At 70.6% G+C, this 26890-nt stretch carries 29 protein-coding genes; 2 read left to right on the top strand and 27 right to left on the bottom strand.

All coding sequences use genetic code 11. The features are described 5' to 3' along the window. Positions 1–120: 120 nt before the first annotated feature. The 6 genes from OG802_RS03740 to OG802_RS03715 form a co-directional block, all read right to left on the bottom strand. Entirely contained in the window at positions 121–1611 is a 1491-nt protein-coding gene (locus tag OG802_RS03740) for an NUDIX hydrolase (RefSeq protein WP_329407202.1), read from the bottom strand. Between the two features lie 54 nt (positions 1612–1665). Further along, positions 1666–2757, bottom strand: coding sequence for an NUDIX hydrolase (locus tag OG802_RS03735; RefSeq protein WP_329407200.1), 1092 nt, complete (start codon positions 2755–2757; stop codon positions 1666–1668). 71 nt (positions 2758–2828) lie between these two features. After that, complete coding sequence (locus OG802_RS03730; RefSeq protein WP_329407198.1) at positions 2829–4817, bottom strand: ABC transporter ATP-binding protein; 1989 nt, start codon at positions 4815–4817, stop codon at positions 2829–2831. Beyond that, positions 4814–5005 carry a hypothetical protein gene (locus tag OG802_RS03725; protein WP_319648332.1) on the bottom strand — a complete coding sequence of 64 codons (192 nt, stop codon included), beginning with the start codon at positions 5003–5005 and terminating at the stop codon, positions 4814–4816. Before OG802_RS03725 ends, OG802_RS03730 begins: the two co-directional genes overlap by 4 nt. Positions 5006–5189: 184 nt before the next feature. After that, entirely contained in the window at positions 5190–6065 is an 876-nt protein-coding gene (locus OG802_RS03720) for an aminoglycoside phosphotransferase family protein (RefSeq protein ID WP_329407195.1), read from the bottom strand. A 351-nt stretch (positions 6066–6416) separates the two neighbouring features. Then, the gene (locus tag OG802_RS03715; protein WP_319648330.1) at positions 6417–7625 is read right to left on the bottom strand and encodes a hypothetical protein; all 1209 of its coding nucleotides are present in this window, start codon (positions 7623–7625) and stop codon (positions 6417–6419) included. Between the two features lie 142 nt (positions 7626–7767). Between OG802_RS03715 and OG802_RS03710 the strand changes: the two genes are divergently transcribed. Then, on the top strand, positions 7768–8298 hold the full coding sequence (locus tag OG802_RS03710; RefSeq protein ID WP_329407193.1) for an NUDIX domain-containing protein: 531 nt from the start codon (positions 7768–7770) through the stop codon (positions 8296–8298). Between the two features lie 20 nt (positions 8299–8318). On the opposite strand, the gene OG802_RS03705 is transcribed toward OG802_RS03710, so the two are convergent. The 21 genes from OG802_RS03705 to OG802_RS03605 all read right to left on the bottom strand — a co-directional run bounded on the left by OG802_RS03705 (position 8319) and on the right by OG802_RS03605 (position 25145). Further along, positions 8319–8864, bottom strand: a complete 546-nt coding sequence (locus OG802_RS03705) for an NUDIX hydrolase (protein WP_319648328.1) — start codon at positions 8862–8864, stop codon at positions 8319–8321. Beyond that, positions 8861–9706 (bottom strand): class I SAM-dependent methyltransferase, encoded by an 846-nt coding sequence (locus OG802_RS03700; RefSeq protein WP_329407191.1) that lies wholly within the window; start codon positions 9704–9706, stop codon positions 8861–8863. The genes OG802_RS03705 and OG802_RS03700 overlap by 4 nt, the downstream gene beginning before the upstream one ends. A 59-nt stretch (positions 9707–9765) precedes the next feature. Beyond that, complete coding sequence (locus OG802_RS03695; RefSeq protein ID WP_329407190.1) at positions 9766–10695, bottom strand: DUF2797 domain-containing protein; 930 nt, start codon at positions 10693–10695, stop codon at positions 9766–9768. Positions 10696–10731: 36 nt separating this feature from the next. Continuing rightward, positions 10732–11424 carry a dTMP kinase gene (locus OG802_RS03690; protein ID WP_329407188.1) on the bottom strand — a complete coding sequence of 231 codons (693 nt, stop codon included), beginning with the start codon at positions 11422–11424 and terminating at the stop codon, positions 10732–10734. After that, positions 11421–12500: a hypothetical protein gene (locus OG802_RS03685; protein WP_329407186.1), complete on the bottom strand. Its 1080-nt coding sequence runs from the start codon at positions 12498–12500 to the stop codon at positions 11421–11423. Before OG802_RS03685 ends, OG802_RS03690 begins: the two co-directional genes overlap by 4 nt. After that, positions 12497–13324: a hypothetical protein gene (locus OG802_RS03680; RefSeq protein ID WP_329407184.1), complete on the bottom strand. Its 828-nt coding sequence runs from the start codon at positions 13322–13324 to the stop codon at positions 12497–12499. The genes OG802_RS03685 and OG802_RS03680 overlap by 4 nt, the downstream gene beginning before the upstream one ends. Continuing rightward, entirely contained in the window at positions 13321–13950 is a 630-nt protein-coding gene (gene folE / locus OG802_RS03675; protein ID WP_329407182.1) for a GTP cyclohydrolase I, read from the bottom strand. The genes OG802_RS03680 and folE overlap by 4 nt, the downstream gene beginning before the upstream one ends. 57 nt (positions 13951–14007) lie before the next feature. Then, the gene (locus tag OG802_RS03670; RefSeq protein WP_329407180.1) at positions 14008–14754 is read right to left on the bottom strand and encodes a 7-carboxy-7-deazaguanine synthase QueE; all 747 of its coding nucleotides are present in this window, start codon (positions 14752–14754) and stop codon (positions 14008–14010) included. Further along, entirely contained in the window at positions 14751–15161 is a 411-nt protein-coding gene (locus OG802_RS03665; protein ID WP_329407178.1) for a 6-pyruvoyl trahydropterin synthase family protein, read from the bottom strand. Before OG802_RS03665 ends, OG802_RS03670 begins: the two co-directional genes overlap by 4 nt. A gap of 39 nt (positions 15162–15200) precedes the next feature. Next, positions 15201–15668 (bottom strand): DUF6082 family protein, encoded by a 468-nt coding sequence (locus OG802_RS03660; protein WP_329407176.1) that lies wholly within the window; start codon positions 15666–15668, stop codon positions 15201–15203. 74 nt (positions 15669–15742) lie between these two features. Next, on the bottom strand, positions 15743–16318 hold the full coding sequence (locus tag OG802_RS03655) for a DUF6624 domain-containing protein (RefSeq protein ID WP_329407175.1): 576 nt from the start codon (positions 16316–16318) through the stop codon (positions 15743–15745). After that, positions 16315–16887: a hypothetical protein gene (locus tag OG802_RS03650; RefSeq protein ID WP_443042260.1), complete on the bottom strand. Its 573-nt coding sequence runs from the start codon at positions 16885–16887 to the stop codon at positions 16315–16317. The genes OG802_RS03655 and OG802_RS03650 overlap by 4 nt, the downstream gene beginning before the upstream one ends. 74 nt (positions 16888–16961) lie before the next feature. Further along, positions 16962–17444: a LuxR C-terminal-related transcriptional regulator gene (locus OG802_RS03645; RefSeq protein ID WP_329407173.1), complete on the bottom strand. Its 483-nt coding sequence runs from the start codon at positions 17442–17444 to the stop codon at positions 16962–16964. A gap of 26 nt (positions 17445–17470) precedes the next feature. Next, positions 17471–18703, bottom strand: a complete 1233-nt coding sequence (locus OG802_RS03640) for a cytochrome P450 family protein (protein ID WP_329407171.1) — start codon at positions 18701–18703, stop codon at positions 17471–17473. Between the two features lie 13 nt (positions 18704–18716). Further along, the gene (locus OG802_RS03635) at positions 18717–19895 is read right to left on the bottom strand and encodes a cytochrome P450 (RefSeq protein WP_329407169.1); all 1179 of its coding nucleotides are present in this window, start codon (positions 19893–19895) and stop codon (positions 18717–18719) included. After that, entirely contained in the window at positions 19892–20482 is a 591-nt protein-coding gene (locus tag OG802_RS03630) for a GTP-binding protein (protein ID WP_329407167.1), read from the bottom strand. The genes OG802_RS03635 and OG802_RS03630 overlap by 4 nt, the downstream gene beginning before the upstream one ends. Continuing rightward, positions 20460–20816, bottom strand: coding sequence for a DUF742 domain-containing protein (locus OG802_RS03625; RefSeq protein WP_329407165.1), 357 nt, complete (start codon positions 20814–20816; stop codon positions 20460–20462). The genes OG802_RS03630 and OG802_RS03625 overlap by 23 nt, the downstream gene beginning before the upstream one ends. Next, entirely contained in the window at positions 20813–21223 is a 411-nt protein-coding gene (locus tag OG802_RS03620) for a roadblock/LC7 domain-containing protein (protein ID WP_319648311.1), read from the bottom strand. The genes OG802_RS03625 and OG802_RS03620 overlap by 4 nt, the downstream gene beginning before the upstream one ends. Further along, positions 21220–22680 carry a sensor histidine kinase gene (locus OG802_RS03615; RefSeq protein WP_329407161.1) on the bottom strand — a complete coding sequence of 487 codons (1461 nt, stop codon included), beginning with the start codon at positions 22678–22680 and terminating at the stop codon, positions 21220–21222. The genes OG802_RS03620 and OG802_RS03615 overlap by 4 nt, the downstream gene beginning before the upstream one ends. Beyond that, the gene (locus OG802_RS03610; protein ID WP_329407159.1) at positions 22680–24524 is read right to left on the bottom strand and encodes a glycoside hydrolase family 15 protein; all 1845 of its coding nucleotides are present in this window, start codon (positions 24522–24524) and stop codon (positions 22680–22682) included. Before OG802_RS03610 ends, OG802_RS03615 begins: the two co-directional genes overlap by 1 nt. Positions 24525–24752: 228 nt before the next feature. After that, positions 24753–25145: a DUF6415 family natural product biosynthesis protein gene (locus OG802_RS03605; RefSeq protein ID WP_329407157.1), complete on the bottom strand. Its 393-nt coding sequence runs from the start codon at positions 25143–25145 to the stop codon at positions 24753–24755. Between the two features lie 294 nt (positions 25146–25439). Between OG802_RS03605 and OG802_RS03600 the strand changes: the two genes are divergently transcribed. Then, on the top strand, positions 25440–26828 hold the full coding sequence (locus tag OG802_RS03600; protein WP_329407156.1) for a Tat pathway signal protein: 1389 nt from the start codon (positions 25440–25442) through the stop codon (positions 26826–26828). The last annotated feature ends 62 nt before the right edge of the window (positions 26829–26890 follow it).

Here is a 26890-nt window from a genome sequence, read left to right as displayed (position 1 = left end):
GAGGCCAGGGGCGGGTACACGGATAGAGATCAGGCGGGGTGCCGGCTTAGACGGCCAGTTCCCACGGGCGCAAGGCGAGGATGCAGCGACGGAGGGCCTCGACGAGCTTGCGGCGGTGGCTCATGCCCATCCTGTCTCCGAGTAGAGGTGACCGGCGCGGATGGCTTCGATGACGCCCCGGGTGTAAGGGACGAGGGCTGCCGGGAGTGCGGTCGGGTCCCAGAATCTCCACTCGGTGCACTTGGCCGGCTCGCATGGTTGCGGCTCGCCCCTCCAGGCCCGAGCGCGGAAGAAGAGCCCCAGGCGAGGCTGGTCCCCGACCCGGTCGACGAGGTGGACAACGTGGACGAGTTCGACGTCCTGCGGCTCGATCAGTAGGCCGGCCTCTTCGCGTGCCTCCCTGATCAGGCACGTGATGGCGCATTCCTGCTCGCAGTGGCCTGCCAGGGTGTGCCAGGTGGAGGGTGCGAACGCGGAATCGGGGTGGCGAAGCCCGAGCAGCACTGTTCCGTCGGGGCGCTCCAGATAGAGGTGGACGCCGATCACGTTGGGGACGGTGCCGCTGGGAGAGGCCGGTCGACGCTCGGCTACCGATGAGTGGGCGACGTGCGAGGTGAGAGTGGACGCGATGGCTGGGGAGGTGGCGGCGTGGCGTCGCACGAGGTCGCTGGTGGATGGTGTGATGCGCAGCCGGTGGAGGTCATCGGGAGTGAACCAGGCAAGCATCACTCCTTCCGTCAGGCGGAGTTCGCGGGGGTCGCCGTTCCAGGTGCCGGCGTAGATGGCGATGGGCAGGGTCGCGCCGGCGGCGTCGACCGCTTCCTCGGTGCCGAACGGGGTCAGGTCGGGGATGTGCAGTCCGGCTTCTTCGTCGAGTTCGCGTCGCACGGTGTGTTCCAGGGTGGTGTCCTGGGGTTCTCGGCCGCCGCCGAGGAGCGACCACATGCCCGGCTCCCAGATCTGGCCGGGGAAGTAGTCGCGCAGGTGGAGCAGGTATTCACCGCGGTCGTTGTAGATCAGGGCGGAGGCGTTGGCCGTCTCCGGTTCGACGGCGGGCGTGAGCTTGAGCAGCTTGTCGCGCAGGGAGGGGGAGGCCACCTTGTCTAGGGACCGCCACTCGATGCCGCCGACTTCTTCTTCCTGCAGCACCACGGGCACCTCTGTGGCGGTGCGTAGGCGGAAGAGGAAGCGGAAGTCGAAGTGCTGGTGGCTGGGTTCGCCTTTGCCTGGGTGGGCGTCGATGTTGTGGATGTCGATGTCGAACGGCATGGCCTCGTAGCCGGGCCACGGTGCCACGGCCTGGGGTGGGATCCCGGTCTCCTCGTGCAGCTCCCGCAGGGTCGCCTCTGCCAGGGACTGGTCGTCGGATTCGGCGTGTCCGCCTGGAGCGAGTACCTTCCCGCTCGCAAGGTGCAGCACGTGCAGGACGCGGCCGAGGGGGTCGACGACGATGGCGCCGCAGGTGACGTGTCCGGAGAAGGTGGAGCGGCTGGCGATGTCGGTGGGCCGGTGGAGGGCTTCCAGGAGGCCGGCGAGCTGTGGTCGCTCGTGAGGGTGGCGAGCGAGGTAGGTCTCGACGGTGGTGCGGATGTGGTGGTGCGACAGCGGCATGGGGGTACCTCAGAGGGGCGCGATGCGGGACGAGTCAAGGCGGGGGCGTTTGCTTCAGCTCAGCTGCATCCCCTCCGCCGGGACTTCCTCGATGGCGGTGGGGCCAGCGGTGGGCAGGCCCCAGCGCTCCCTGGCCGTTTCAGTGGCGAGGCGGGCTTGCCGCGCCCCCGGCGGGCCCCATCCGAGCAGGGCGGCTGCCTGGGCGGGGGTGGCGAGCAGGCGTGCGAAGGGGCGGCCGGTGGCGGGGTCGTCGGCTGCCGGCCCGATGCCGGTGACACGGGCGGCCAGTCGGAGCCTGGCATTGGGCCCCACCCCGCCGTAGACCTCGCCAGTCTCGTCGAGCACCCAGCCCAGTCGCACCGGGTCGGTCAGGGTGAGCTGGGCTTCCTCGGCGGCTTCGCGGTGGAGGGCTGCCTCGGGCGTCGTATCGGCCTTCTCCACGGTGCCGCCTGGCAGCATGGGCAGGGCGCCCCGGGGGGCGGGGTCGGCAACGAGGGCGACCCGGCCGTCGGGAACGAAGCACCACGCCCAGGCTTGCTGCACGGGGAGCCGCTCGGGCACAGGGCCACGGTTGAGGGGACTGTCCCACATGGGCCGGTAGCGGACGTGGACGTCATGGCGATCCAGCGCCGGGACGTCGAGGATGTGCCGGCCGTCGGCGAGGTGAGCGGTGGCGGTGTTCCCGAGTCGGGCACGGTAGGCGGCGAGCATGATCTGCCCGTCCACGGGACGCAGCTGCTGCACCGCGTCCCGGGTTTCGAGGAAGGCGTACTCGGACAGCTCCTCGCGAGGCAGGCGGATCACCTTCGCTTGGTCGAGGGTGAGGGTTCCGCCGTCGAAGACGTATCGGATCTCTCCGGGGCAGGGCGCGGCGGGCCTGATGTCTGGGTGGTGCTGTGAGAGGGAGTGGACGGCAAGCACGCCCGACAGGGTCAGGTCCGCCAGGCCCAGTTCCTCGGTTATTTCGCGCTGGCAGGCGGCGTGCGGGTGTTCGCCGGGTTCGACGACTCCGCCGGGCAGCAGCCACCGGTCGTCCTCGCGGTAGGTCGGGTGGACCAGCAGGACGCGGCCGACCTGGTCGGTGATGATCGCGGCGGCCCCGAGCCACACCGCGTGCCGGGTTGCGGCGTGCTGCGCTGCCGACAAGGCGGACTGCGATGCAACTCGTGCTGACGGAGGGAGAGAGGAGGACATGCTCTGCCTTTCGGTCGAGCGGGTCATGCCTGGTCTAAGACGCTGGGCGAAGCAGGCTTCGGGACGTTCGGGGTCGGGGCGTACTGGGCGGCCTGGGTGGCGAACATGGCGGCGTACCGCCCGCCTGAGGCCATGAGGTTGTCGTGGATGCCGTGCTCGACGAGGCGCCCTTGGTTGAGGACGTAGATGTGGTCGGCGTGGCGGACGCCGGACATGCGGTGGGTGACCAGGACGACGGCCCGGTGCGGGGCGGCGAGGCGCCGGATGCGGTCGAAGGCAGCGATCTCGGCTTCGGGGTCGAGGGCGGAGGTGGGCTCGTCGACGATGAGGACGCTGTCCAGTTGCGATGTTGAGCTACGCCAGTGGGTGCGGGCCAGACCCACTTTCTGCCATTCCCCGCCGGAGAGTTCGATGGCTCCGCGGAACATGCGGCCGAGCATGCTGTCCAGCCCGTTGGGGAGTTTGGCGGTGACGGGCCCGGCTCCGGCGTAGTCGACGGACTGCTGCAGGTCGTGGGCCGAGGCGTCGTGGTCGGGGCGGCCGATGCGGATGTTCATCGCGGCCGTGACGGGCCAGCGCTGGAAGTCCTGGGTGAGCAGGGAGACGCGGTGGAAGACCTGAGCCCGTTCCAGCTGGGAGATGTCGGCCTCGCCCCACTTCACCGTGCCGTCGTGAGGCAGCAGCAGACCGGACAGGATCTTCATCAGGGTGCTTTTGCCGGAGCCGTTCTCGCCCACGACGGCGGTGACCGACCCCATGGGGAAGGTGAGCGTGACGTCGTCCAAGGCCGGTGCGTCGCGGTCGGGATACCGGTAGGTGACGTGTTCCAGGGAGACCTGCTTGACCTGGTCAGGGACGGGGTTGCCGGTCTGGGGGATGGCGCGTTGGGCAGCTTCGACCAGGAACTGTCCGTGGTCCCGCACGTAGAGCGACTCTTCGTGCAGCTGGTTGATGTTCATCACCAGTGCGCCCAGGCTCGCCGACCCGGTCCGCACCGCGATCACTGCGGTGCCGGCGACGGCGAGGCTCATGTGACCGGCCATGACCAGCCAGATCATCGTTCCGTAGGTGGCGGCCATCGCCAGCCCGGACAGCGCGGAGGCGACCCATTCGGTGACGGCCTTGCTGGAGGCCAGACGTTCCTGCTCCGCCTCTGCGCTGGCGGCCATGCGCCGGTACCGGTCGAGGAGGAAGGGACCGACGGCGTGGATGCGCACTTCTTGTGAGGCGGTGCGTTCGGTGAGGAGGTTGCCGATGAGGCGGCTGGCCCGCAGATGCTCGATCCAGCTCATCATCGACACGTAGCGCTCCTGCGCCACCCGCATGGCGCCCCAACCGCGGGGCGCGGCGATGACCAGCAGCATGGGCAGCAGCGCTGGATGCAGGACGGTGAGCACACCGGCCGTAGCGATCAGCGAGATGCTGCTGTTCAGCGCGGAGACACAGGCGCCGATCATGCGGCGCGCGGAGGCGGGCCCGTACTGGGCGATGTCGATCAGACGCCGGAACTCCGGGTCGTCGATGGCTTCGAGTTCAACGGTGGTGGCCGCGGCCAGGTATTGCGTGGTGGCGATCCGCTCGACCTTCGGCTCAAGGCGGCCGGCCCGCGAGGTCGACCAGCCGGCCAGGGCGGAGTTCACGACGGCGGCGCCTGCGGCGGCGAGCAGGCCCGGCAGCAAGGCGTGCAGCCTCTCGACAGCGTCTCCGCCCCCTAACAGCGCGTGCATGACCGCGTTGATGGCAAGCAGGCCGACCGCGGCGGCGATGCCCTGGCCGAGTTCGCTGATCGCCACCGCCACGAGCGCGCGGCGATCCGCGCTCCAGGCCATCCGCAGGGCAGCGCCGACGAGTCTGGGCATCTGTCGCAGCGCCGATCGCATGGTCAAGTCCAGGCCCGCGTGCTCGTGTTGGGACCAGCCCATGTCGTAGCGCAACGGCCCGCCGAAGAGCTCGCGTTCTGCCTCGGAGACCTGGGGCTCCGCCATGCGGACCTTGCCGAAGAATCGCTTCACTCGGTGCCTCCCTGCGTCGGCCAGTTGAGAGCCCGGTATGACGGGCCGTGGGTGAGCATGTGGAAGATGGCGGTGGTGTAGGAGTGGCAGTCCGGCGAGGGTTTTTCCATCGACACCCAGAACAGCCCTTCGTACTTGTCCGGCTCGGCGTTGTGCGGCTCGCCCGCCCACGACTGGGCGACGAACACGGCGGTGTCCGATCTGGGCCGTCGCCGGGTACGTGGGTTTCGCCAGTTTCCAGATGGCCACCCACGACGGTGAGTTGTCCTGGTGCGATGGCCGTGTCCGGTCTGCGACATACGCGCAGGGCGGCGCCGCTCGCACGGAGCAGGACCTGGGCCACGTCAGCGATCAGCAGGTGAGGCGCGTCGCTCACAGACGGCCCTCCTGCATCAGGCGTTCGACGGTGCGCTGGCCGCGCGCGGTCACGAGCGGGTCGCCGTGCCGGGGACCGTAGGCGAGAGCGCTGGCGGCGTCAGCTGCTGCGAACGCTGTCAGCGCGTATTCCTCTGCCTCGGACAGAGGCCGGCCGTACCCCTCGAACAGGGCGGTCCGCAGCTCAGGACGATCAGGCCACAGCGAGGTGGCGAGTTTGACGAAGTCGGCGACACAGGGACCCGGTTCGCTGCGCTCGAAGTCGATCAATGCGCAGCGTTGGCCGTTCCAGAGCAGATTGCGCTCCCAGAAGTCCCCGTGCCGCCACCCGGCCGGTAGCGGTCCGCAGCCGGGCAGCGCGCTCACCAGGCGCCGCAGCAGGTCGGCTTCCGTAGCGGCCAGGTGGTCGCCGGCCTCGGCGAGGTGCTTGTCCAGGCCGGCCACCGTGTTCTCGACGACTGCGCCGGCTTCCGGCTGGTCGAGGGTGCCGGTCATCGCGTCGTGGAAGCGGCGCAGGAGCTGGCCGGCCTGCCGGTGGGCCGAGCGGCGGCGCGCGGGTGACTCCTCTTCCTTCAACGGCTCGCCGTCCACGGCGGTCAGGATCAGGGCGAGCAGCTCCGCGGAACTGTCTCGCAGCACCGGGGCATTGCCGTGACCGAGGTGAGAAACGGCCTGCCGGTAGGCACGGGTCTCGCGCGTGTAGAGGATCGGCTTGGGCGCCACTTTCACGTAGTGGTCGCCAGCGGGTCCGGTCACCCTCCATACCTGTGAGTTGTCGCGGGCATGCGAGGCGTCCCGCACATCGTCCAGGGGGCCCAGCACGCTCCCCACCCAGGCGTGGAGCGGGGAGGGAAGGCGAGTGGAGTCCGTCATGCCAGGTACCTCGTATCCGGTCGTGATCCGTCGGAGAGCAGGGCGGCGCGGTCGGAGGCGAGAAGGCTGGCGCCCGAGGAGGTAGCGGTGTTTTCGAACGCAGGACGAACGAGCACAGTGCGGCGTACGGGATGCATGAGGGCTCCTCGGGGTGAGATGCGGACAGGTGATCGGGTAACGGCGGGTCTGCTGTCGCCGTAACGGGTGGAGGCGGGCGAAATCTAGAACCTGATTTCGAATACCGGGCCCTCTCCTTCTGTGGCCGGGCAGGGTGGGCTGTGATGCTGTGTTCGATCACTCATGTGGGTTGCGGTACCTCCTGCGGGGGATTGCCGGAGACCGCCTGGCCGGTCATGGCACAGCGAGGTCCGGGCAGAAGGCGACGGCGTCGCGAAGGAAGCTGCGCTTGGAGTAGAAGGTGTGCTCGGCCGCCCAGCCGTGACTGGCGAGGTACTCGCAGAGCCAGCTGTCGATCCGCTTCATCTCGACGAGGACCTCGTCGTCGTCGTGGTCGAGGATGCTGCGCGAGCGGAGGTACTCCAGCTCGCACTGGGAGAGCACCACGTCGGGCGCCGCGAGGAGGGCGCAGCGGTCGAAGAAGATGCCGTAGACGTGTCCGGTACGCAGCGACTCGCACTGGATGTCGTAACGGACGCGCTGGAAGGGCGGCATGGCCCGGACCTGGAGGCCCAGGTCCTCGCGCAGGAACGTCCCGAAGCGGTCGGGGGCGATGTCGAGGCCGTAGGTGAGTTCCTCGCGGCGGGCGAAGGCGTCCTCGGCGAACCACTTCCGCTTGAGCACGTGCCCGGCGGTGACGGTGGGAATGAAGGAGGCGTAGCCGATCTCGGGCTCGGGGCCGGTGACGTCGAACAGATGGTTCTCGGTGTGGTGGATCTGGAACTCTTCCCGGTACTCCGGACGGCAGCCTTCCAGCTTGCCGTCGCGCAGTGCCTTGAGCAGTTCCATGGACGCGGCCCAGATGTCCGGTGCCGGGTCGAGGGTGTACTTGAACTCCAGCTCGGTGCCGGAGAAGTGCTTGCGGAAGTACCGCAGGTGGTTGTTGAGCGCCGTGCCCGACTCGGCGTGCGCCGTCAGCACGGGCCCGAGCCAGCGCAGCTCCTCGACCGGGCCATGGCCGACTGGTTCTCGGGTGGTGCGGACGAAGCAGGCGTCCTCGGGGTGGAAGCGGATCTGCGCGTACGCGTGGTAGCCGCCGCCAGGGTGTTCGGCCAGGTAGCACAGCGGCACCAGGCTGGGGGCGGCCTCGGTGCCGACCAGGGTGCGCAGGGCGGGGCCGGCGATGGCGTCGGGGAACAGTTCGCCGCCGTCGATCCTGGCCGCCCCGAGCCGGGTCCCGCCGGGGTGCAGCGCTTTGGCCGGGCAGGGCCCCAGCGCGTTCCAGCGGACGACCACGGTGGTGGTCGGCCTGCACACCTCCTGCGGTGGCACCCGTACGAGGACGATCGGCTCGTCTGGGCGCCGTGGCGCGGTGCGGTTGAGGAGGTGGACGCCGCCGAGGACGACCCAGGCTCCCCGGTCCAAGGGCTGCTCATCGTGCACGCTGGACTCCTTCGTGTGAAGCGGGCGCCACGGGTGATCGCCCTGCAGCCCGAAGGGGCCACCGGGTCGGCCGCACACCCCCGGATGGCTGCCTGCTCGTCGCTGCGACGTCCGGCCAGTTCGTCGGCCTAGGGTGGGACGGGTGAATCATGGTGAAGTCGGTCAGGTGATCTTGGACGAGGCTGTTGCGGATGCCCGCCTCGCCGCATGGGAGTTCGACGGTGCACGGGCCTGGCTGGAGGAAGCCCGTCGGCATCTGATGGAGCCGTTGGCGGCCGAGGTGTGGGTCACCGACCCTGCTTTCGAGCACGTCCTGCTGGTCAAGCACCGCGTGCGCGGATGGGTGCCGCCCGGTGGCAAGGTGGAGCCGGGCGAGGCACCGCGTGCGGCGGCGGCACGAGAGCTGCTGGAGGAGACCGGCCTGCGCAGCGTGCTGCTGCCCGAGCCCGCAGCCGTGGCGGTGCGTTCCTACCGGGCCGACTGGTCTCCGACGCTGGGCCTGTCCTACGCCGCGGTCGTCGGACGCGACGTACCGCTCGCCGGGGAGGAGAACCAGCCGGCGGCATGGTTCCGTCTGGACACGAGCTGGGACAGCGTCTTCCCCGAGGACCGCGAGCGGATCCGTGCGCACGCTCGCCGTCTGGCAGCCGGCCGGGCGGTCGGCTCCCGCTGAGGTAGGCCCCTGGCCGCCGTTCACAGGACGGCCTCGATCCGGTCGAGGTCGGCCGAGGGCAGGGTGACGAGCTCAAGGTCGTGCAGGAAGCGGCACCACACCGGCTCCAGGCCGGGTTCGCGCTTGAACTCCTCACGGTCCAGGTATCCGTTGGCGTACGCGGCGGTGCGCAGCGCGTGCTGCTGCAGCTGGTCGGGGTGGATCCACCGAGGGGCGCGGATCTCCCGGGGCGAGGGGCACAGCGCCCCGGAGACCTCGGCCTGGAAGATCCACCAGTGGTGGCCGACCGGACCGCTGGGCGTGCGGTGGCAGTGGTTGGGCCGCCACTGGTCCAGCAGCAGGTGCAGGTGGGTGACGTTGAGGCCGACCTCTTCGGTGACTTCGTCGCGGGCGGCCTGCTCGGGGCCGCCGTGCTCGTCGACGTGACCGGCGACCGGGGCGATTCCGGCTGGAGGGGTCGCCCGCTCGAACACCAGCAGGCCGCTCGGGGAGGAGATCAGTACCCCGACGCTTGCGTGGTCACAGAGGCGGGCCCCGCCGCCGGGAGCCGGGGCGGACGGAGTCATGCGGCGGCCTGTGGCCGTTGGGCGACGACGACGAGCCAGCTCGTCACGGCCGGGGCATCGGGGGTGGTCATGGCGTAGGCGGTGTCGAGGATCTGCATCCGCTGGGCGTGGGTGAAGTCGCCCTCGGGCATCGCGAAGACGGGGATGGACAGCCACGCCTTCTTCTCGGCCATGGTGCTGTGCTGGGCGGTGACCTCGGTGCCGACGACCGTCAGTCCGGCTGCTGACAGCTGCTCGGTAACCGTCTCCAGCGGCAGCTTCGGCGGCCCGTCCGCGTCCTTCGGCGGCGGGGTGTATCCGTGGCACTCAGCGGCGACTTGACGGATGAGGGCGTTCAGGGAAGGCCCGGTGCGGGCGGACAGTTCATCGGGGTGCCGGACGCCGGCGAAGCCGCCACCGATGTTGAAGACGAAGTGTCCGCCTGGGCGCAGGAGGTGGGCGACGGCCGCGAACACCGCGGCGGTATCGGTCTTCCAGATCGCGGAGTTGCACACCACGGCATCGGCGCTGCTGGCGTGGAGGTGGTCGGCGAGCCGTTCGGCCGGGGCGGTGATCCAGGTCAGGCGGGCGTCGGTCAGGGTGCGGCGGCCGACACGCTGCATCGCGGCGGCGTTGTCGATGGAGACGACCCTGGCGTGGTCCGGGATCAGGTCGAGGATCGCGCGGGCGGTCGCGCCGGCGCCGCCGCACAGGTCGACCACCAGGCTGGCGTCGGCCAGATGGCCTCGGCGGGCGAGGTCGCGGCTGGTCGCGTCGTACATGGGGTGGTCGCGGGTGAAGGTGTTGTACGCCTCGGCGTTGGTGTCCTCGTCCCAGCCGAGGATGGCGTCCTGGGGTGCCATGTTGCTGTGGCCTCGCTTCTCAGGGCGGCCCGGCAGTGCAGGCCGGGCGTTCGGACAGGTCAAAAGAGCACGGACTGTACGACGGCGGGCGGTGAGGAGAACTGGGCGCCGAGGACGATGCGGCGGCCCTTGAGGGCGCCGAGGTCGAGTAGGTAGGGCAGTTGTTCACCGTCGCCGTCGAGGGTGGCGAGGACCTGGGAGCCGAGGCAGGAGAGCACCGTCAGCCCGTGCTCACCCGCCCGTGGATCGTGCGGGTACAAGGCGCACCTGGCCTCCGGCGTCCGTAGTAGGTCGCCCTCGCCGGGTGGCGTCCACGGCTCCGGCGTGGCCGGGACGTTCAGGCCGCTCAGGGCCTCGGTGGCGCGGTCGAGGTGCTGCTGGTGGGCGGCGCCGGCCGGGGCGAGGTCGCGCAGCTCGGCCAGGGCCGTCAGCTTGGCCGCGGCTCGCACGGTCTGCGTCAGGCCGAGGCGGCGGGTGAGGGCATCCTCCAGGAACCGCACGGCGCGGCCGTCAGCACTCTGGGCGAGGTAGGTGGCGATCAGCGCGCCCTGCTCGTCGAGGCGGGAGCGCTTACGGGGATCGGCCGCGGTGCCGATCTTGGTGGTGCCGTCGGCGAACGTCGCCAGGTACAGCCAGTGCGGCTGGGCCATGTACGCCGCCAGGGCGTCGGGAACGTGCCCGCCGGAGTGGAACCGGTGGGCGAAGCGGAAGTCGTCCCGCCCGGCGCAGGCCGCGCACTGGCCGCCGGCCTCGGCCGGGGCCCGGTCAGGGCAGGCGACCGCCTCGACGCGGACGCGGTCGGCGAACCGGTACCGGCCGGTGCACCACCGGCCGGTACCGCTCACCTGGTAACCCAGGCGCCTGCCCGTGACCGGGGCGTAGACAAGCGGTCCGCCGGGCACGGGGGCGAGTAGAAGACGGGGGTCTCCGCTTGCCCAGGTGATGCCGTGGCAGACGTATGTCCCACTGGCGGGCAGGTCCTGGTCCATGGTGCGTTCCTTGTCGATCGGGGAGAGAGGGCTGGGTCAGACGGTCAGGTGCAGACGGTCGGCCAGAGCGGCGGCGGCGGCCTTGAAGACCTGGTCGCGGTCCAACTGGGCGACGTCCAGCGTCAGCCAGGCGCCGCGCTGCGCCTGTTCGCGCATCTGGTCCAGCACGGTGTCCTGGTAGCGGATGAAGTCCTCGTCACCGCCGCCGGCGTGGCCGGCCTCCAGGGAAGTGAACGAGCCCTTGCGGACGAGAGCCTCGCGGGCACCGATGTTCAGGAGGAACACCAGGTCCGGCTTCGTCAGATGCGCGAAGACCTGCTCGCACAGGCGGGAGGAGATTTCAGGGTTGACCGCGTACCGGGCGAGAATCTTGTGGTGCGCGTTGTCGAGGATCACGTGGGTGCCCGCGGCGAGGGCCAGCTGGATGACGAGCCGGTCCTGCAGGGTGTACCAGGAGGCCAGGGCCAGCAGCCAGTAGTGGTCGCCGCATGCCTGAGCGACGCGGGCGTCGCGCCGGTAGACCAGCTCGTTGAGGCGGTCGAGGTAGGCGGACAGCTCCGGGTCCTGGGGGACGTCGCTGCTGTGCTTGCCGATGAGGACTGCCGTGTGGCCGGCGTCGTTCAGGGCCTGGTAGAGGCGGGCGGCGAGGGTCGACTTGCCGGCCCCGTCACCGCCGACGAAGGTGATCAGCTTCCCGGCTGCGGGGGTGGTCGGCGCGTTCGCCGTCATCGGGACTCTCCCAGGGTGTGGGTCGGGCTGGAGGTCAGGCGGCCGGTGATGATGGTGCGGATGCGGTCCACCAGGACGGCCCGCTGGCGCAGGACGTCGCCGTGCCGCTCATTGGACAGGTCGGCGGGATAGTGGGTGGCGAGGTTGTTGGAAATGACGTGGAGGTAACCGAATCTGATCCCCGCCTGGCGCGCCGCCGCCCCCATGGGGCCGATCTCCGGGTCGACGAAGGCGTACGAGGCGGTGTGCTGGAGAAGCCAGTCGCGGTTCTCCAGCAGGATCGACGGGGAGGAGACGTGCAGGCCGCTGCGCACCCCTTCGTGGGCGGCGGCGTAGTCGCCGAAGAAGTCGTCCCAGCTCACCATCGCCCCGCGTATCAGGCTGGTGTTGCCGGTCGCCAGCCAGGCGTTCGGTTCGACACCAGGGGTCAGCGAGCCGACCTTGCCGACGTAGACGACATCGCCTGCGCCGAGTTCGGCAAGGCGCGCGACGACCCGTCCGGCCACGTCTCCCCAGATGCTGTGGAGGAACCCGAGGTAGACCACGCGACGGCCGGCGACCTCGGTGCGCTGCCACGCGTAGCCGGGCCCGCGGGTCCACACTCCGTTCTCGGGAGCGAGGTACTGAAGGCCCCAGCCGACGATCACCAGGTCGCCGTCCAGTTCCAGGCCAAGCGCGTCGAGCGCCGTTCGGCACTCCTCCTGCTCGGGCGGCTGATAGGTGACGGTGCCGACGGGGCGGCCGGTCATGGCCAGGTACGTGGCGATGATCAGGGCGTAGTGCTGGACGTAGTCGGCTCCGGGGAACGCCTTGACGACGAGGTCACGGCCGTGGACCTCTGCGGTGGGCCGTTCGATGTTGAACAGCTTCCCGGTCTTCTCGTACCGGGAGACCACCGCCGTGCGGTCGTAGCCGCCGATGACGCGGATGCTGTCCCAGTCATGGTCCTGGATGAGGTGGTGAACCTTGATCTCCAGGTAGCGCAGCAGCCTCGCGTGGGTCATGGTGTGCCCGGCTGGTTCGATCGGGGCGGCGCGCAGGAGTCCGGGGGCGGGGTCGGCCAGTAAGGGGGTCATCGGTGCTCCTCGGCGATCGTCACGGTGCTGCCGGCCGCCGCGCGGACGACGCAGATGTTCTCCCGGATGAGGTCGAACCGGTCTTCGGGGATCGGGCCGAGCTTCTCGATGCGGGGCGTGGAGGGCTTCTCGTAGGGCCCTTCGGGCAGCAGGGCGACGCCCATCGCGCCGAGGATGACCGGGGCCGCGCTGTCCACGGAGGAGATCCACTCGTGCTCGCGCTGCTCGATCAGCTCCAGGTGCCCGGTCCGGCCCAGACCGAGCAGCCGGTAGACGAGCAGATCGTCGAGCAGGCCGTGGTCCTGCAGGTAGGCCGTCGCCACCCAGCGGGTCCGGCACAGCTGCTCGTCGGGATCCGGTCGACGCGAGGCCGGCAGAGCGATGGCCCCGGCCCAGTCGCTGGTCACGAAGGCGTCGTAGGTGCGCAGCCACTCGTCATCGTCCGCGGCGTGCAGCACCGCGCACAGCCGGAATGCATCGCCGGACAGCTCCCGGATCTCGCGCGCGGCCTTCTCGCTAGCCTTCAAGGTCGCGGCCCCGTCCCGCATGACGTCCGGCAGGATGATCTCCCTCGCGGACACCGCCAGCGCGGCTTCGACGAGGCGCTCCGCCGGCAGGGCGTAGCCGAGGTCGAAGAGCCCGTTGTCGACGATGATCTCGGCGCCTCGCTCGGCCTCGCGAGCGAAGAAGGCCCGGTAGATCTCGTCGGACAGCACGTGCTGGGCGGCCACGTGGTGGACGCGGGCCGGCTCCTGGGCGACGAAGTGCTCCAGGTAGGCAGGCGGAGCGATGACGGAGAAGTCGATTCCCGCAGTGGTGATCACGGCGCCCCCCACAGGCCGGTGGTGAGGGTGAGGAACTGCTGGGAAAGGACGGGGTCGGTGCCGAAGCGCCCGCCCGAGTGCACTGTGGTGGTGCGGGCCTCCTCCATCCGTACGCCCCGCATGCTCATGCACAGGTGCACGCCGCGCACGGCGACGGCGACGTCCTCGTGTCCGATCACGCCGTTGAGGTATTCGGCGACCTGGCGGGTGAAGCGTTCCTGGACCTGCAGTCGGCCGGCAAAGTGCTGGGCGATCCGCCCGAACTTCGACAGGCCCACCACCTCGCCATCCGGCACGTATCCGGCCGTGACCTGCAAGTTCATGGGCAGCATGTGGTGCTCGCAGAGCGACCACACGCTCATGCCGCCCACGATGACCAGCTGACCACCCAGCTGGGACTCGGTGAAGCAGGTGGCCGTTGCGGCGCCGTCCGGGGACAGGAAGGCTTTCCACCAGGCCGCGACGCGGTCCGGGGTGCCGGTCAGCCCCTCGCGGGCGGGGTCCTCGCCCAGCTCGGCCAAGAGTTGGTGGATCAGGCCGGCGACCCGGCCGGTGTCGATGACCGCAGCGGGCCCGGGGACGGCGGCGGTCGGCGCCGCCGCAGGGCTGGCGATAGAGGTCGTCATGGGCGTCTCTCGTTTCCGGGGACTGGGGGAACGGATGGGGCGTGGTGGCCCCTGCGGTCAGCGGCCTCGGGCGTCCGCGAAGGCCAACACGTGAAGGCGGGTGGTGAAGTGCCAGTGCCGGGCCGCGACCGCGTCCGCGAGGACCCGGGTGGTCGCGGTGATCACCTCGGGGATGGTGCCCTCCGGCATCACCCACACCGGCGCGAGCCGGTAGGTGTCGGTCAGCTCGGCGATCCGGTCGAGGTCGGCCACCGTGGAAGCGACGAACTTGAACGCCGCCCGCCCGGACGACACGAACGACTCCAGCGCGGCGGGCACGATGCTCTTGGTCTCCTTCACGCCGAAGCTGGCGAGCTTGGGCGAGACGTTGAACCGGACCCCGTCGGCCACCAGCTCGGGAGCGGGCGCGATGGTGCCGTTCGTCTCGAACTCGATCCGCTTGTCGGCTGCTGTCAGTCCCCGGACGAGAGGCACCAGTCGCGCCTGCTGGATCAACGGCTCGCCGCCGGTGATCACGACGAGCTCGACCGGCGAGGACGCGGCCCAGGCCACCAGGTCCGCCACCGACTGCTTCGCCGACTCCTTGCGCGGATCGAACTGGGACCAGTCCCAGGTGTACTTCGTGTCGCATTTCGCGCAGGTGAGGTTGCACCGGGACAGGCGGATGAACAGCGCCGGGTGTCCGCAGCTCGGTCCCTCGCCCTGGAAGGTCGGTACCTCGACGCCGAAGCACTCCGCGACGATCAGGCGGGATTCGCCTTCGTCAGCCGTCGGTTCGTCGGTGATCGGCTCGAATGCGGTCACCGTCCCTCCACATCGAAGCGGGCCCAGCTGCTCTGGGTCTCGCGGACCAGGACGGCGACCAGGCGGCCGGGGATGGCGGGCTGAAGGTTCTGGAGGAACCACCCGGCCAGGAACTGGGCCAGGCGCTCCGAGGTCGGCTCGAAGGGAAGAATCTCGTGCAGGTTGTAATGGTCGAGTTCGGTGTTCAGGAACTCTTTGAACGGAGCGAGCGCCCCGAAGTCGGCGACGAAGCCGGGCTCCTCCAGCGAGGGTGCGGTGAGGATGACCTCGACCTCGTAGCTGTGCCCGTGCTGGCGCGAGCACTTGTGCTCGTCCGGCAGCCCGGGAAGCCGGTGGCCAGCCTCGAAGTTGAACGTCTTCCCGATGGTGAAGTCGCCGGGCGGTAGTGGAACAGCACTGAAGTCCACGGAGTTCCTTCACGAGTTGAGGGCGAGGCAGCCTCTTCTTCAGGCGGCTGCGGTGTGTTCGTGCGAACGGGCTTGAGCGGCCCGGTCCAGAGCGTTCGTGAACCGCTCGGCGCGCTCGTCTCCCTCGGCCTCCTGGGCGCGGAGGTCACCGAACCGCTTCCAGTACCGTCGGCTGACGTCGCTCTTCATGATCCAGGCCGCGAAGAAGGGCAGGTGCCCCTTCGGGACGAAGCCGAGGCGGTCGCGCAGACTGAGCGCGCAGATGAGCCGGTTGGCCGACATGAGCTGCATGTACTCCTCGGCCTCCATGTCCTCCGGCTTCCAGAGCTTGGCGAGATCGGGATTGGTGGACATCTGCGCCAGCCAGTCGATCTGGTTGCCCGCGAGCAGCGCCTCGTTTCGCTCGGCCTGGTGTCGTGCGTCCTGCCGGAGCCGGGCCGCTCCGACCATGGCGGTGGTGAGGGAGACTGCAACACCGGCAGCGAGAACGGCGGTGGTGAGCTTCATGCGTCAACGATCCTTTCGAAGAGCGGAGTTGCGGCCGTGAGACCGACTGGTCGAGAACTTGGGGTTCCGCTTCTTCACGCGGCCCCCGCGAGGACGACGGTCGGGGCCTCATCGGCAGAGCCGTAGGGGGTGTACCGGCGGCGCACTGTCTTCAGCGCGACGGCGATCGGCGGCAGACCGACGGTGGCCCTGCGTGCGTCGACTGACTCCGGCGCGCGCAGCGGGCACAGTTCGATGCCGTCGGCGCGCAGCAGGAGCTGGGTGCCGTACTCCTGGTCTCGCCCGCTGGTGATGAGGGTGCGGTCGTGCAGGTGCGCCCAGTGTTGGACCAGTGCGTCGCCGGCCTGGACCGCACGTCCCAGCAGGGTGGCGGCGGCGCGCTGGAAGTCGGGTTCGTCGTCGCTGTGCAGGGCGATACTCCAGGCGGCGCGGGCCGCGTCGGGGCCGACGAGGCGGTGGCCGGGCCAGTCGTGGTCGGCCAGGATGCGGCGCAGCACCTTGGTGTTGGCGTGGTCGGTGTGCCGGCCTTGTCCGAGTTGGACGGCGTCGAGCTGGTCGCGCACGCGCTTGGCCCGGTGTGCGGCCGATTCCGTGGCGCGGGCGATCAGCTCGCGGGCGAGGTCGGGCCGCTGCGGTTCGTCGGTTGTCACGCGTTGCTCCGAGCATCCGGGGCCTGCTGAGGCGCGTGGACCTGGCAGCTGATCAGCGCGCTGAGCCCGGGACGGGGCTCGGCGGGGAGTTCGAGGCGGGCAACTCGATCACCGTCGCGTCCGGAGCCGGATCCGCACACGTCCCAGCCGGTGTCGGTGAGCCGACGCAGGAGGGCAGCGAGGGGTTCGGCTTCGAGGGCGTGGCGGGCCAGGGTCTCGGCCCGTACGACAGGGAGGTCGAGTCGGGCGGCGAAGTCGGACGCCCACAGGGTGATCAGGCGGGTGATGTCGTCGGACTGGCCGGGCAGGGTGTGGACGCTGTGGAGGAAGAGGCACGGCCCCTGAGCCCATCCGAGGTCGGGGTCGTGCTCGGGGATCATGCAGGCCAGCAGCCTCCCGTCCTCGAACAGTCCGGCGGGCATGGTCTGCGCCTCGCGGAACTGCGCGGGGATGTCGGCCCGGGCGGGTACGGGCAGGCTGTGCAGGGTGAGCCAGCGCTGGCGGTCCTGGACGAGGGCGGCGGCTTCCTCGCGCTCGGCCGCGGTGCTCAGCATGCGCATCTCGTAGATGGCGGCCGGCGGCGTCTGCGTGAACGAGACGGGGACGGACCGGTCCTCGCTGGCCGTGGGGGTCGTGGGGCGGGTCACTGGGTTGCCCCGCTTCGCGTCGCGTGGGCGGCTTGCTCGGCCGGTAGCAGCTGCCAGCTGTGCGCCAGGACCACCAGTTCGGTGGTGTCCTGTGCTCCTGTGGCGGCGTGGAGTTGGTCGAGTGCGTCGCGTAGGTCGGCCGGGGCGAGGCCGGCGGCGAGGGCGATGTCGCGGGGCAGGGTGTGTTCGGCGGCGGCCTTGAGCAGGCTGATCTGCTCGGGGCTGAGATCCGGAGCGGGGCGTGGCGGTGTCGGGGCGGTGACCTGGCCGGAGTCGAGAAGACGGTGGGCGACGACGGCGAGGGAGCAGCGTTCGGGACAGGCCAGCTTCCATCGCACGGTGCGCAGCGTGGAGTGCACGGTGTTCGGCTTGAGCTGGGTGGCGGCTGCGATCTCGCGAGCGTCCAGGCCCTTGATCACGTGCTGGGCGATGCGCTGTTCGGACGGGGTGAGGGGCTGTGTTGGGGCGAGGGCGGTCATGGCAAGGATTCCTCGTTGAGGGCCGGTCAGTCGGTCGTCGTGGGGCGCAGCAGGACGGGGACGCTGGTGTGTCCGTTGCTGATGAGGCTCGGTAGGCGCTGCAGGTCTTCGCGCTTGGTGGCGAGCTGGGCGTCGGGGAAGCGCTCGAAGAACAGGCGCAGTGCCGTGGCGACTTCGAGGCGGGCCAGCGGGGCACCGAGGCAGAAGTGGACGCCGTGCCCGAAGGCGAGGTGCTCCTTGCTGATCCGGGTGGCGTCGAACTGGTCGGCGTCCTGGTGCAGGCCGGGGTGTCGGTTGGCGGCGGCGTAGGAGGCGAGGACGGCGTCGCCGGACCGGATGGTCTGCCCGTCGGGGAGCGGGATGTCGGTGAGGGCGTAGCGCAGGGGCAGGTGCTTGACCGCGGGCTCGTGCCGCAGGGTCTCCTCGACGATGTCCTGCCAGGTGCACCGTCCGTCCCGGACGTGGGCGAGCTGCTCCGGGTCGGACAGCAGGGTGGTGAGGGCCTGGTCGATGACGTTGACAGTGGTCTCGTACCCGGCGCTGATCATCAGCAGGAGCGTGTCGCGCAGTTCGGCGTCGCTGAGGGCGGAACCGTCGCCTTCCTCGTCGCGGGTGGCGATCAGCAGCGAGGTCGTGTCCTCGTCGGGCCTGGTCCGCTTGGTGGCGATGAGGGCGTCCAGCAGGCCGTAGAGGGCGGCGGTGTTGGCCGCCTGTTCCTCGGCGGTGAGGTGGGTGGCGAAGACGTTGTCGACCACGGTGCGGAACTCGGCGCGCTGGTCGGCGGGGACGCCCATGAGCTGTCCGATGACGGCGATCGGCAGCGGGTAGGCGAGGTGCTCGCGCAGGTCGGAACTTTCCCCGGCCGGGAGGGCGTCGAGGTCGTCGAGCAGCCCGGTGACCAGGGTCTCGATGCCCGTCTGGAGGGCGGCGGTGCGGCGGGCGGAGAGGGCGGGGGCGACCATGCGGCGCAGGCGGCTGTGGTTGGCGCCGTAGGCGGTGAACATGTTCTCCACCGCGACCCACAGGGCCAGCGGCCAGGTGGGGACGGTCTCGGCGAAGGCCGGCCAGTGGGCGCGGCCGTCCTTGGAGACGTCCTTACTGGTGAGCAGTTCCTTCAGGAGAGCCGGGTCGGAGACGGACCAGGCGCGCACGCCGAGGATGTCCACGAGGGTGGCGGGGCCGCGCTCGCGCAGGGCCTGGTGTTCGGCGTCCGGGTCGCTGCCGGTGGGGTCGAGGACGAGTATCTGCTGTTCGGGCACGTCGGGGTCTCTTTCAGCTGGTGGGGAAGGTGACCGGGAGGGTCACCAGGGACCGGTGGAAGGGGCCGGGGCGCCAGGTGAGGTCCTCGCGGCGGGTGGCGAGGTCCATTTCGGGCAGGGCGTCGAGGATGTGGAGGATGGCGGCCTCGGCGATGAGGTAGGCGTGAGAGCTGGCCGGGCAGCTGTGCGGGCCAGCGCCCCAGGCGAGGTGGGCGCGGTTGCCCAGCGGCGTGCGCCCGCCGAGATCGGGGTCGTTGTTGCAGGCGGCGTAGCTGATGACCACCGGCTCGTCGGCCGGGAGCAGGTAGCCGCCGACGTCGGCAGGCCGGGGCGGGTAGCTCATGGAGAAGTTCGCGAGCGGGGGGTCGCGGTACAGCACCGTGTCCAGGGCTTCGCGGACGGAGGCGTCGCCGGCGTGCAGGTCCCCGGAGAAATCCGGGTTGGTGAGCATCTCCAGGAGGGTGTTGGTGATCAGGTTGGTCAGCGGTTCGATGCCCGCGCCGTAGAGGGTGATGAGCTGCTGGCCCATCTCCATGTCGTTCAGCCGCGCGACGTGGACGAGGAGCCTGCTGGTCACGTCGTCGCCGGGATGCGCCCGGCGCCGGGAGACGAGGTCGGTGACGGCTTGGGCGAGGATCTGGTTGCCGATGGAGGCGTTGACCCCGTCGAAGATCTTGGACATGCCGTCCGCGATCCGTCGCCCGACCTCGTCGGGGCAGCCGAGCAGGTGGCTGAGCGTGTTGAAGGCGAGCGGCCAGGCGTACTGGGCCAGCAGGTCGGCCTTCCCCTCGGCAGCGAAGACGCTGATGGTCTGGGCAGCGACCTCCTCGACGTGATCGCGCAGCGCGTGCTGGTCGACGGCCTGCAACGCGGCGGTGTTCGCGGCCCGGTAGCGGGCGTGCTCGGCGCCGGCGGAGCGCAGCGCGTTGGGCCGGTACTCCATCATCGGCCGGATGGGGCAGGCGTCCGGGACGGTGGTCTGCCACCGGCGCGGGTCGGCAGGGAAGCGCTGCGGGTCGCCGAGGATACGGCGGGCCGCCTCATAGCCGACGACCAGCGTGGCGGGCACGCCGGGCGCCAGGTCCACCGGGACCAGGGGACCGAACTGCTCGCGCATACGCCGGTAGAAGGCGTGCGGGTCTTGGGCGAAGTCCGGCTCGTACAGGGAGATGCGAAGGGGCGCGGTGCTCACGGTCGGGGCTCCAGACGTGCGAGGTATTCGGTGAGCTGGATCAGGGCCTGCATGCACGACGCCCGCTCGCGGGCGTCGCACACGCTCAGCGGGGTGTTTCCCTCCAGGACGAGCGCCTCGTGGATCTCGGCGAGCGGGTAGAGGGGTGCGCCGTCGAACTGGTTGACCGCGACCGCGTACGCCACTTCGGCCTCTTCGAGGAGGGTGAGGATCTCGTGGGAGGCATCGAGGTCGCGGGGGTCGACCAGGACCAGGGCGCCGAGGGCGCCGACGATCAGCTCCTCCCACAGGAACCGGAACCGGGCCTGGCCCGGGGTGCCGAACAGGTACAGCACCAGGTCGTCGCCGAGGTGCTTGCGCCCGAAGTCGACGCCGACGGTGGTGGTGGACTTCTCCGGCGTGCGGGCCAGGTCGTCGACCAGAGCGCTGGCCCGGGTGATGGTCTCTTCCATGTGCACGGGCGGCACTTCGGAGACGCTGCCGACGAACGTGGTCTTGCCCACGCCGAAGGCTCCGGCGACCACGATCTTCGCGGTCGCCGTCACCGTCGGCGCGACGAACCGGTCAGGCGTGAGCGCGGAGGCCATGAAGGACCCTTTCGATCAGTGAGGCGGGAGGGCGTTCGGCGTCGTGGGCCTGGGCGAGGGTCATCAGCCCGAGTCCGATGAGGTCGGCGACGAGGATGCGGGTGGTCGAGGGCGGCAGAGCGAGTTCGGAGGCGATCTCGGCGACGGCCAGACCGCCGCCGCGGGAGCCGGCGAACAGAGCCAGCAGGCGGCGTCCGTCGGCATTAAGTCCGGGGTGTGTGCCGGTCGCGGCGAAGACCACGCTCTCCAGACGCACGTCCGTGCTGGGGCGGGTACGTCCGCCCGTGCGGACGTAGGGCCTGACCAGGTCGGGATCCTGCCGCGGCCTGCTCATGCCGGCGGTGCTTCCACGCCGCTGGTCACCCGGGTCTTGACGCCCAGATGATCGCCGACGCTTCCCGCCAGCCGCAGGGCGGCCTCGCTGATCACGCCGACGTCGACGTTGGGGCTGCTGGTGCGGACGGCGAGCATCGTGTTCTCCCCGGCCGGGACGAGCAGGGAGATGTGGTCGACCGACTCCATGACGAACTGGCGCACGCCCCCGCCGCCGGTCTCGTGGTCGTAGGCCCGTGACGCCGCCCACAGCGTCGAGGTGATGGCGGCGATCTTCTCCGCCTGCTCCTGCGGGAGGCGGGGCGTGTAGTCCGGGCTCATGCCGTCGGCCGCGACGAGCACGGCGTACTCCACGCCGTCGGTCTCCTCCAGGCGCTCCAGGAACCAGCCGATGTTCTTCTCGCTCATGCCTCGTGTCCTTGCTCGTCAGGGGTCAGGGAGGGGGCGGCGTCAAGTTCGGCGCGTGCCGCCTGGGTGCCGCGGGCCCAGGAGGCGATCACGCTCGCGCGTCCCGGCTCCGCATTGGCCGGGCGGCGGGCTGGAGCAGGTGCCGGGGTGCCGCGCCGGTTGCGCCGCGTCAGCCCGCTGGCCGTCGTCCCGGCAGCGGCCGGCGCATCGAGGCGCTCCTCTGCCGGCGGGTGTGCCGGTACGGCGACGGGCTGCGGTCCTCGCGCGGGCGGGGCCAGTGCCAGGCGGCTCTCCGGGACGGGGGCGAGCGCGCCTTGCGGGACGCTGTCCGCCGACAGCGCGGGTGCGGGTGCGGCCTCGGCCACGGTGGTGAGGAGGTCCTGGGGCAGGGTGAGGAGCGCGCGGGTGCCCAGCAGCGCGTTGGGGGCCTGGACGTCGACCCGGAAGCCGTAGGCGCGAGCGAGAGCGGCGGCGACCCGGAAACCGGTTTTGGGCAGGGCGCCGAGCTGCGTGATGTCGTCGGTGCGCTGGCCGGTGAGGACGTCCCGTGCCTCGTCGAGCTGCTCCGGCGTCATCTGCAGGCCGCTGTCGTCCACGATGACGGTGACCCCGTGGTGGCCCTGCTCGAAGGAGACGTGGACGCGGGACTGCGGCGGGGAGAACCGCAGCGCGTTGTCCAGCAGGAGGGCGAGGGTGTGCACTACGGGCCCGACGACACGGGTCTTCACCGCGAGGGGCAGCTCCTGCGGTGCCACGCGCTGGTAGTCCTCGACGTAGCCCATCGCGGCCCGCACCACATCGGTCAGGGTCGTGGTGGTCCAGTGCCGGGTCAGCTTGCCGCCGGCCAGGACCGTCCAGCCCTGCGCGACCAGCAGCGTCTGCTGGACGGTGCGGTCGATCCCGGTCAGCGTCTCGAAGGCGGCGTCGTCCTGGTGCGCCCGGACCCCCTCGCTGACCCTGCGGCTGGTCCGGGCGGCCATTCCCACCAGCGCCGAAGACACGCTGCGCACCGCGGCCTCGGTCGACCGCACGGCGTTCGCCTGCACGCGGGCGATCTGCGCTTGCGCGTCGGTGTGCGCACGGCGCAGCTCCTCCGCTCCGCGCGTTTTGACCTGTTCGATCTCCTGGTGCGCGGCGTACTGGATGTCACGGACGATGGCCTGGGCGAGGCCGGCGGTGGCCTTGACCGCGAGCTCCAGCCGCTCGCCGACCGCGGTGCCGGTCAGCTCCGGCGACAGAACAGGCGGAGCAGCCCGGCCGCCGACCTTGTGGATCTGCGGCAGCACCTCGTGGACCAGCCGGTCCAGAGCCTGCTCGGTGGCCTGCTGCTCGCGGGCCAGGAGAAGTGCCTGCTGCCGTGCCGCGAGCCAGCGGCGACGGGTGACCCAGACCGCTGCCACGGCGACGACGGCCGCGAGGGTGAGCAGGACGAGTGTGGTGATGGCGAGCGTGTTCATCAGGCACTCGCCGCCACGAGGACGTCCGCCTCCGCCGCAGGCGCACCCGCGCCGAACTGCTGCAGCAGGAGCGCGGATCCGATGACCCCGATGTGGCTGTACGCCTGCGGGAAGTTGCCCAGCTGCCGCCCGGTGGTGGGGTCGTACTCCTCGGCGAGCAGGCCGAGGTCGGTGCGCAGGGCCAGCAGTCGGCTGAACAGGGCGTGGGCTTCGTCCAGGCGGCCGGTCAGGGCGAGCGCGTCGACCATCATGAACGAGCAGAGGAGGAAGGTCCCCTCGTTACCGGTCAGGCCGTCGATCCCGGTGCGCTTCCCGGCGGTCCGGTACCGGTGCACGAAGCCCTCGGGGGTGGACAGATCCCGGCGCACCGCTTCCACCGTTCCGACCACGCGCGGGTCGTCCGGCGGTAGGAAGCCCACCCGGGGGATCAGCAGCAGGGCGGCATCAACCTCCTGCGATCCGTAGGACTGGGTGAAGGTGTTGCGCTCGGCGTCGAAGCCGCGCGTGCACACGTCGTGGTGGATGGCCTCGCGCAGCTCGATCAGCGCGAACAGGTCGGCTTCCATGGCGCCGGCCTCGACCAGGCGGATGGTGCGGTCGACGGCCACCCAGGTCATGATCTTGGAGTGGACGAAGTGCCGCCGCTCTCCGCGGACTTCCCAGATCCCCTCGTCGGGCATCTGCCACCGCTCGGCCAGGTGTTCAACGAGCCGCTGGTGGAGGACCGCGGTGTCCCCGCACGGTGCGACGCCGCTCGCGTGCGCGAGGTAGAGGGTCTCGATCACGTAGCCGTAGACGTCGAGCTGCACCTGGTCGGCCGCGCCGTTGCCGATCCGGACCGGTGACGAGTTCTCGTATCCGGGCAGCCATCCCAACTCCCGCTCCGACAGGTCCCGCTGGCCGGTGATGCCGTACATGATCTGCAGGTTCTCCGGATCGCCGGCCGCCGCCCGCAGGAGCCACCGGCGGAAGGAGTCGGCCTCCTGGCGGAAGCCGGACCCGAGCAGTGCGGCCAGGGTGGTGGAGGCGTCGCGCAGCCAGGTGTAGCGGTAGTCCCAGTTCCGTTCGCCGCCGAGTTCCTCGGGCAGCGACGTGGTCGGCGCGGCGACGATGCCCCCGCTGGGCGCGTACGTCATCGCCTTCAAGGTGATGAGCGAGCGGAGGACAGCGTCGCGGTAGGGCCCGGTGTAGGTGCACTGGCTCGCCCAGTCTTCCCAGAACGCCAGGGTCGCCTCCAGCGCCGCCTCGGGCTCAGGGATCTCGGGCGCGCAGCCGTGGGACGGACTCCAGCTCAGCACGAAGGCCACGCTGTCGCCGACGGCGACCGTGAAGGAACCCACGATCGCCCCGTCCTTCTCCCGCTGCTCGGTGGCCGTGTCCAGCCACAGCGCGTCCTCGCCGCCCTCGGCCACCATGCGTCCGCCCACCTCATGGACCCACGGACTGATGCGGCCGTACCCCGGGCGGGCGCGCAGCGCGGACACCATGGAGACCTGACCGGCCGTGCCTTCCACGATCCGGATCACCTGCGGCGCTCCGTTGCGCGGCGGCATGAAGTCGGTGACCGTCACGCTGCCGGAGGAGGTCGTCCACACCGTCTCCAACACGAGGGACTCGCCGACATAGCGCCGCTCGGCGCTCACCGCGGCGCCCTCCTGGCAGGCGGCGGCGGGGGCTACGCGCCATGCCCCGTGCTTCTCCGAACCGAGCAGGGCCGCGAACGGGGCCGACGAGTCGAAGCGGGGCAGGCACAGCCAGTCGATCGAACCGTCATCGCAGACGTGGGCGCTGGTCTGCATGTCGCCGATCAGGCCGTACTGCTCGATGCGCGGAAGCCGTTTCATCGTGTGGATCTCCGTGAGCCCCGCGGGTCCGGGGTGGTTTCGGGGCCGCCGCAGCGGCCGGGAACGGTGGGTAGAAGGCAGGTCGGTGGTCACCGGGGTGAGGGGGACCGTTGCCGGGCGGCGGCAGGTCCTCGACGGCTCGTGCAGGGCCGGCCGCCCGCTCGCCGCGAAGCACCAGCCAGGCCGTCGGCCCGAGGATCAAAGCGATGACGACGGCGCCGGTCACCGTCATGTCCGCGGCACCGAAGCGGCGAAGACCAGGCAGGCCAGGGCGAGGGCGAAGACGGCCCCGCGCAGCACGTTGACCGTGGGCTTCCGCCAACGCCGCCCGCCCTGCACGCTGATCGGCCCGGGACCGCCGCGTTCCACGTGTGCCATCAGCTCCTGGGTGGCCTCGGCGAGCCTGACCAGGTACACCCGGCTCGGCATGTAGCCCTCGGGGACGCTGTCGGAGCAGAGCCGCTGCGCGCGCAGCAGGGCGGGAATCCCGGGAGCGGTCTGTGCGCCCAACTGGGCAACGTGGCCGCGCAGAAGGCGAACGAGGTCCTCCACATCGGCAGCGCTGTCGGGCAGTGGCGAATCCTCGCCCAGCACCAGCGTCACCGTCTCCAACGTGGCCACCACGTGATCGCGCGTCGGCGCCGGCGCCTCAGTGACGGGCGCTCGCCGCCCGCGCTCTCCCACGGGCTGGCTGCCGTCTCGGTGAGGGTCCAGCGAAAGGCGCATGACGCAACTCCTGTTCGGATCAAGCCAAAGTGAGCCGAGATCGTCGGTCGGAGCCGACGGCTGGCGTGCGAAGTGAGTGACCTGGCAGCTACGTTGAGCGAACCGTGAATCCCGTCCGAGGGGTATGCCTGCGCGGACGGGAAGGCCGCCAAAGGCGCCAAAGATCATTTCGGAACTGAGGGGCAGTCCATGGCCCGTGAACGAAACGTCGCCCTCGCCGCACTCCTGCGCGAAGCAGGCTGGTCCCAGCCGCAAGCAGCCGCCGCTGTTGCCCGCGTGGCCGCGGAGTGCGGAGTGCGCGAGCTGGAGGCGATCTCCCGCTCGCACATCTCCATGTGGGTGCTCGGCACGAAGCCGAGTGGCAGAGCGCCGCATATCCTGCGCGAGACGCTGTCCCGCAGACTCGGCCGCCGCCTCTCCCTGGCCGACCTCGGGCTGGAAGAAGCGCCGACAGGCACGACCGACACCGGATCCGACTGGAGCGTCGACCCTCTGACCGCACTGGCCGAGCTGGGAAGCGACGATCTCGACATGCACCGACGCAAGCTGCTGGCCACCGCCGCCTACTCCGCGGTCGGCCTTGCCCTGCCCACAACCTCGTGGTGGGCAGCCGCCCCCGCTGCAGCGACGAACCGCCGACCGGCCTCCTCGCGCCCGGTGACTCAGGCCGACGTCGACGACGTCCGCGACCTCACGGTCTACTACTCCGCGCGCGACCAGCAGCGAGGCGGCGCATCCGGCCGCAAGGCCCTCGCCAGCCACCTGCTCGACGGTGCGGTACCGCTGCTTGGCGGCCGATTCCGTACAGATCAGCTTCGCCGCGACACGTACTCCGCCGTGGCGGAGATGACTTACCTCGCCGGTTGGATGGCCTTCGACGCCAGTGAACACCGCACTGCTCAGCGCTACCTCACCATTGCCGCCCGCATCGCGGCGGAAGCGGGAGACGGACCGCTCGGTGGTCATGTCCTGCGCGCCCTCGCCCACCAGGCCGTGGACCTCGGGCATCCACGCCGGGCGCTGGCCCTGGCCGACGCCTCGATGTCCCGCGACCGCTACGGCCAGGCCAGCCATCGTGAAAAGGCGCTGCTGGCGATCGTCCATGCACGCGCCCTCGCGTCCGATGGCGACCGGGCCGGCACCCTCGCGGCCATTAGCCGCGCGGAGCGGGACCTCGCCCGCGCCGACGCCACCGAGGCACCGGCCCGCGTCGGCTTTTTCCAGGAAGCCTCCCTCGCCCACGAGACGGCCTGCGCTCTGCGCGACATGGGCCAGCCTCGCGACGCGGAGATCCACTTCAAGCGCAGCGTGGCCACGCGCCGACGCCAGCAGTTCGCCCGTACCCACAGCGTGACCCTCGGCTACCTCGGCGCAGTCCAAGTCCAGCAGGGACGCCTCGACGAGGCATGCGCGACCTGGAACGAAGCACTCGACGCCATGGCCGGTATCCAGTCCGGGCGAGCCCGCGACGTCATCGTCCGCATGCAGAGCGACATCTCGCCCGTCCGGCAGCGCGGTGGTCTCCACGTCGCCGAACTGGACCGTCGCGCGCGAGGCATGTTGCGCGCCATAGGCTGACCACAGAACGGTTTCGCGGCGCCGACCGGAGGCCGCCGCGCACGCTACGCCCAGGGAGAGGA

The sequence above is a fragment of the Streptomyces sp. NBC_00704 genome (assembly GCF_036226605.1).
Lineage (GTDB): Bacteria > Actinomycetota > Actinomycetes > Streptomycetales > Streptomycetaceae > Streptomyces.
Note: the sequence above shows the minus strand (reverse complement) of the source record. Positions and strands in the feature narration are given on the sequence as shown.

Coding starts and splice junctions, on each gene's coding strand:
- folE (WP_329407182.1), bottom strand. CDS start 13,950: ATGACGACCTCTATCGCCAGCCCTGCGGCGGCGCCGACCGCCGCCGTC.
- OG802_RS03630 (WP_329407167.1), bottom strand. CDS start 20,482: ATGGCCTCCGCGCTCACGCCTGACCGGTTCGTCGCGCCGACGGTGACG.
- OG802_RS03660 (WP_329407176.1), bottom strand. CDS start 15,668: ATGAAGCTCACCACCGCCGTTCTCGCTGCCGGTGTTGCAGTCTCCCTC.
- OG802_RS03625 (WP_329407165.1), bottom strand. CDS start 20,816: ATGAGCAGGCCGCGGCAGGATCCCGACCTGGTCAGGCCCTACGTCCGC.
- OG802_RS03740 (WP_329407202.1), bottom strand. CDS start 1,611: ATGCCGCTGTCGCACCACCACATCCGCACCACCGTCGAGACCTACCTC.
- OG802_RS03600 (WP_329407156.1), top strand. CDS start 25,440: ATGGCCCGTGAACGAAACGTCGCCCTCGCCGCACTCCTGCGCGAAGCA.
- OG802_RS03705 (WP_319648328.1), bottom strand. CDS start 8,864: ATGACTCCGTCCGCCCCGGCTCCCGGCGGCGGGGCCCGCCTCTGTGAC.
- OG802_RS03720 (WP_329407195.1), bottom strand. CDS start 6,065: ATGACGGACTCCACTCGCCTTCCCTCCCCGCTCCACGCCTGGGTGGGG.
- OG802_RS03685 (WP_329407186.1), bottom strand. CDS start 12,500: ATGACCCCCTTACTGGCCGACCCCGCCCCCGGACTCCTGCGCGCCGCC.
- OG802_RS03700 (WP_329407191.1), bottom strand. CDS start 9,706: ATGGCACCCCAGGACGCCATCCTCGGCTGGGACGAGGACACCAACGCC.
- OG802_RS03615 (WP_329407161.1), bottom strand. CDS start 22,680: ATGAACACGCTCGCCATCACCACACTCGTCCTGCTCACCCTCGCGGCC.
- OG802_RS03645 (WP_329407173.1), bottom strand. CDS start 17,444: ATGACCGCCCTCGCCCCAACACAGCCCCTCACCCCGTCCGAACAGCGC.
- OG802_RS03695 (WP_329407190.1), bottom strand. CDS start 10,695: ATGGACCAGGACCTGCCCGCCAGTGGGACATACGTCTGCCACGGCATC.
- OG802_RS03620 (WP_319648311.1), bottom strand. CDS start 21,223: ATGAGCGAGAAGAACATCGGCTGGTTCCTGGAGCGCCTGGAGGAGACC.
- OG802_RS03690 (WP_329407188.1), bottom strand. CDS start 11,424: ATGACGGCGAACGCGCCGACCACCCCCGCAGCCGGGAAGCTGATCACC.
- OG802_RS03610 (WP_329407159.1), bottom strand. CDS start 24,524: ATGAAACGGCTTCCGCGCATCGAGCAGTACGGCCTGATCGGCGACATG.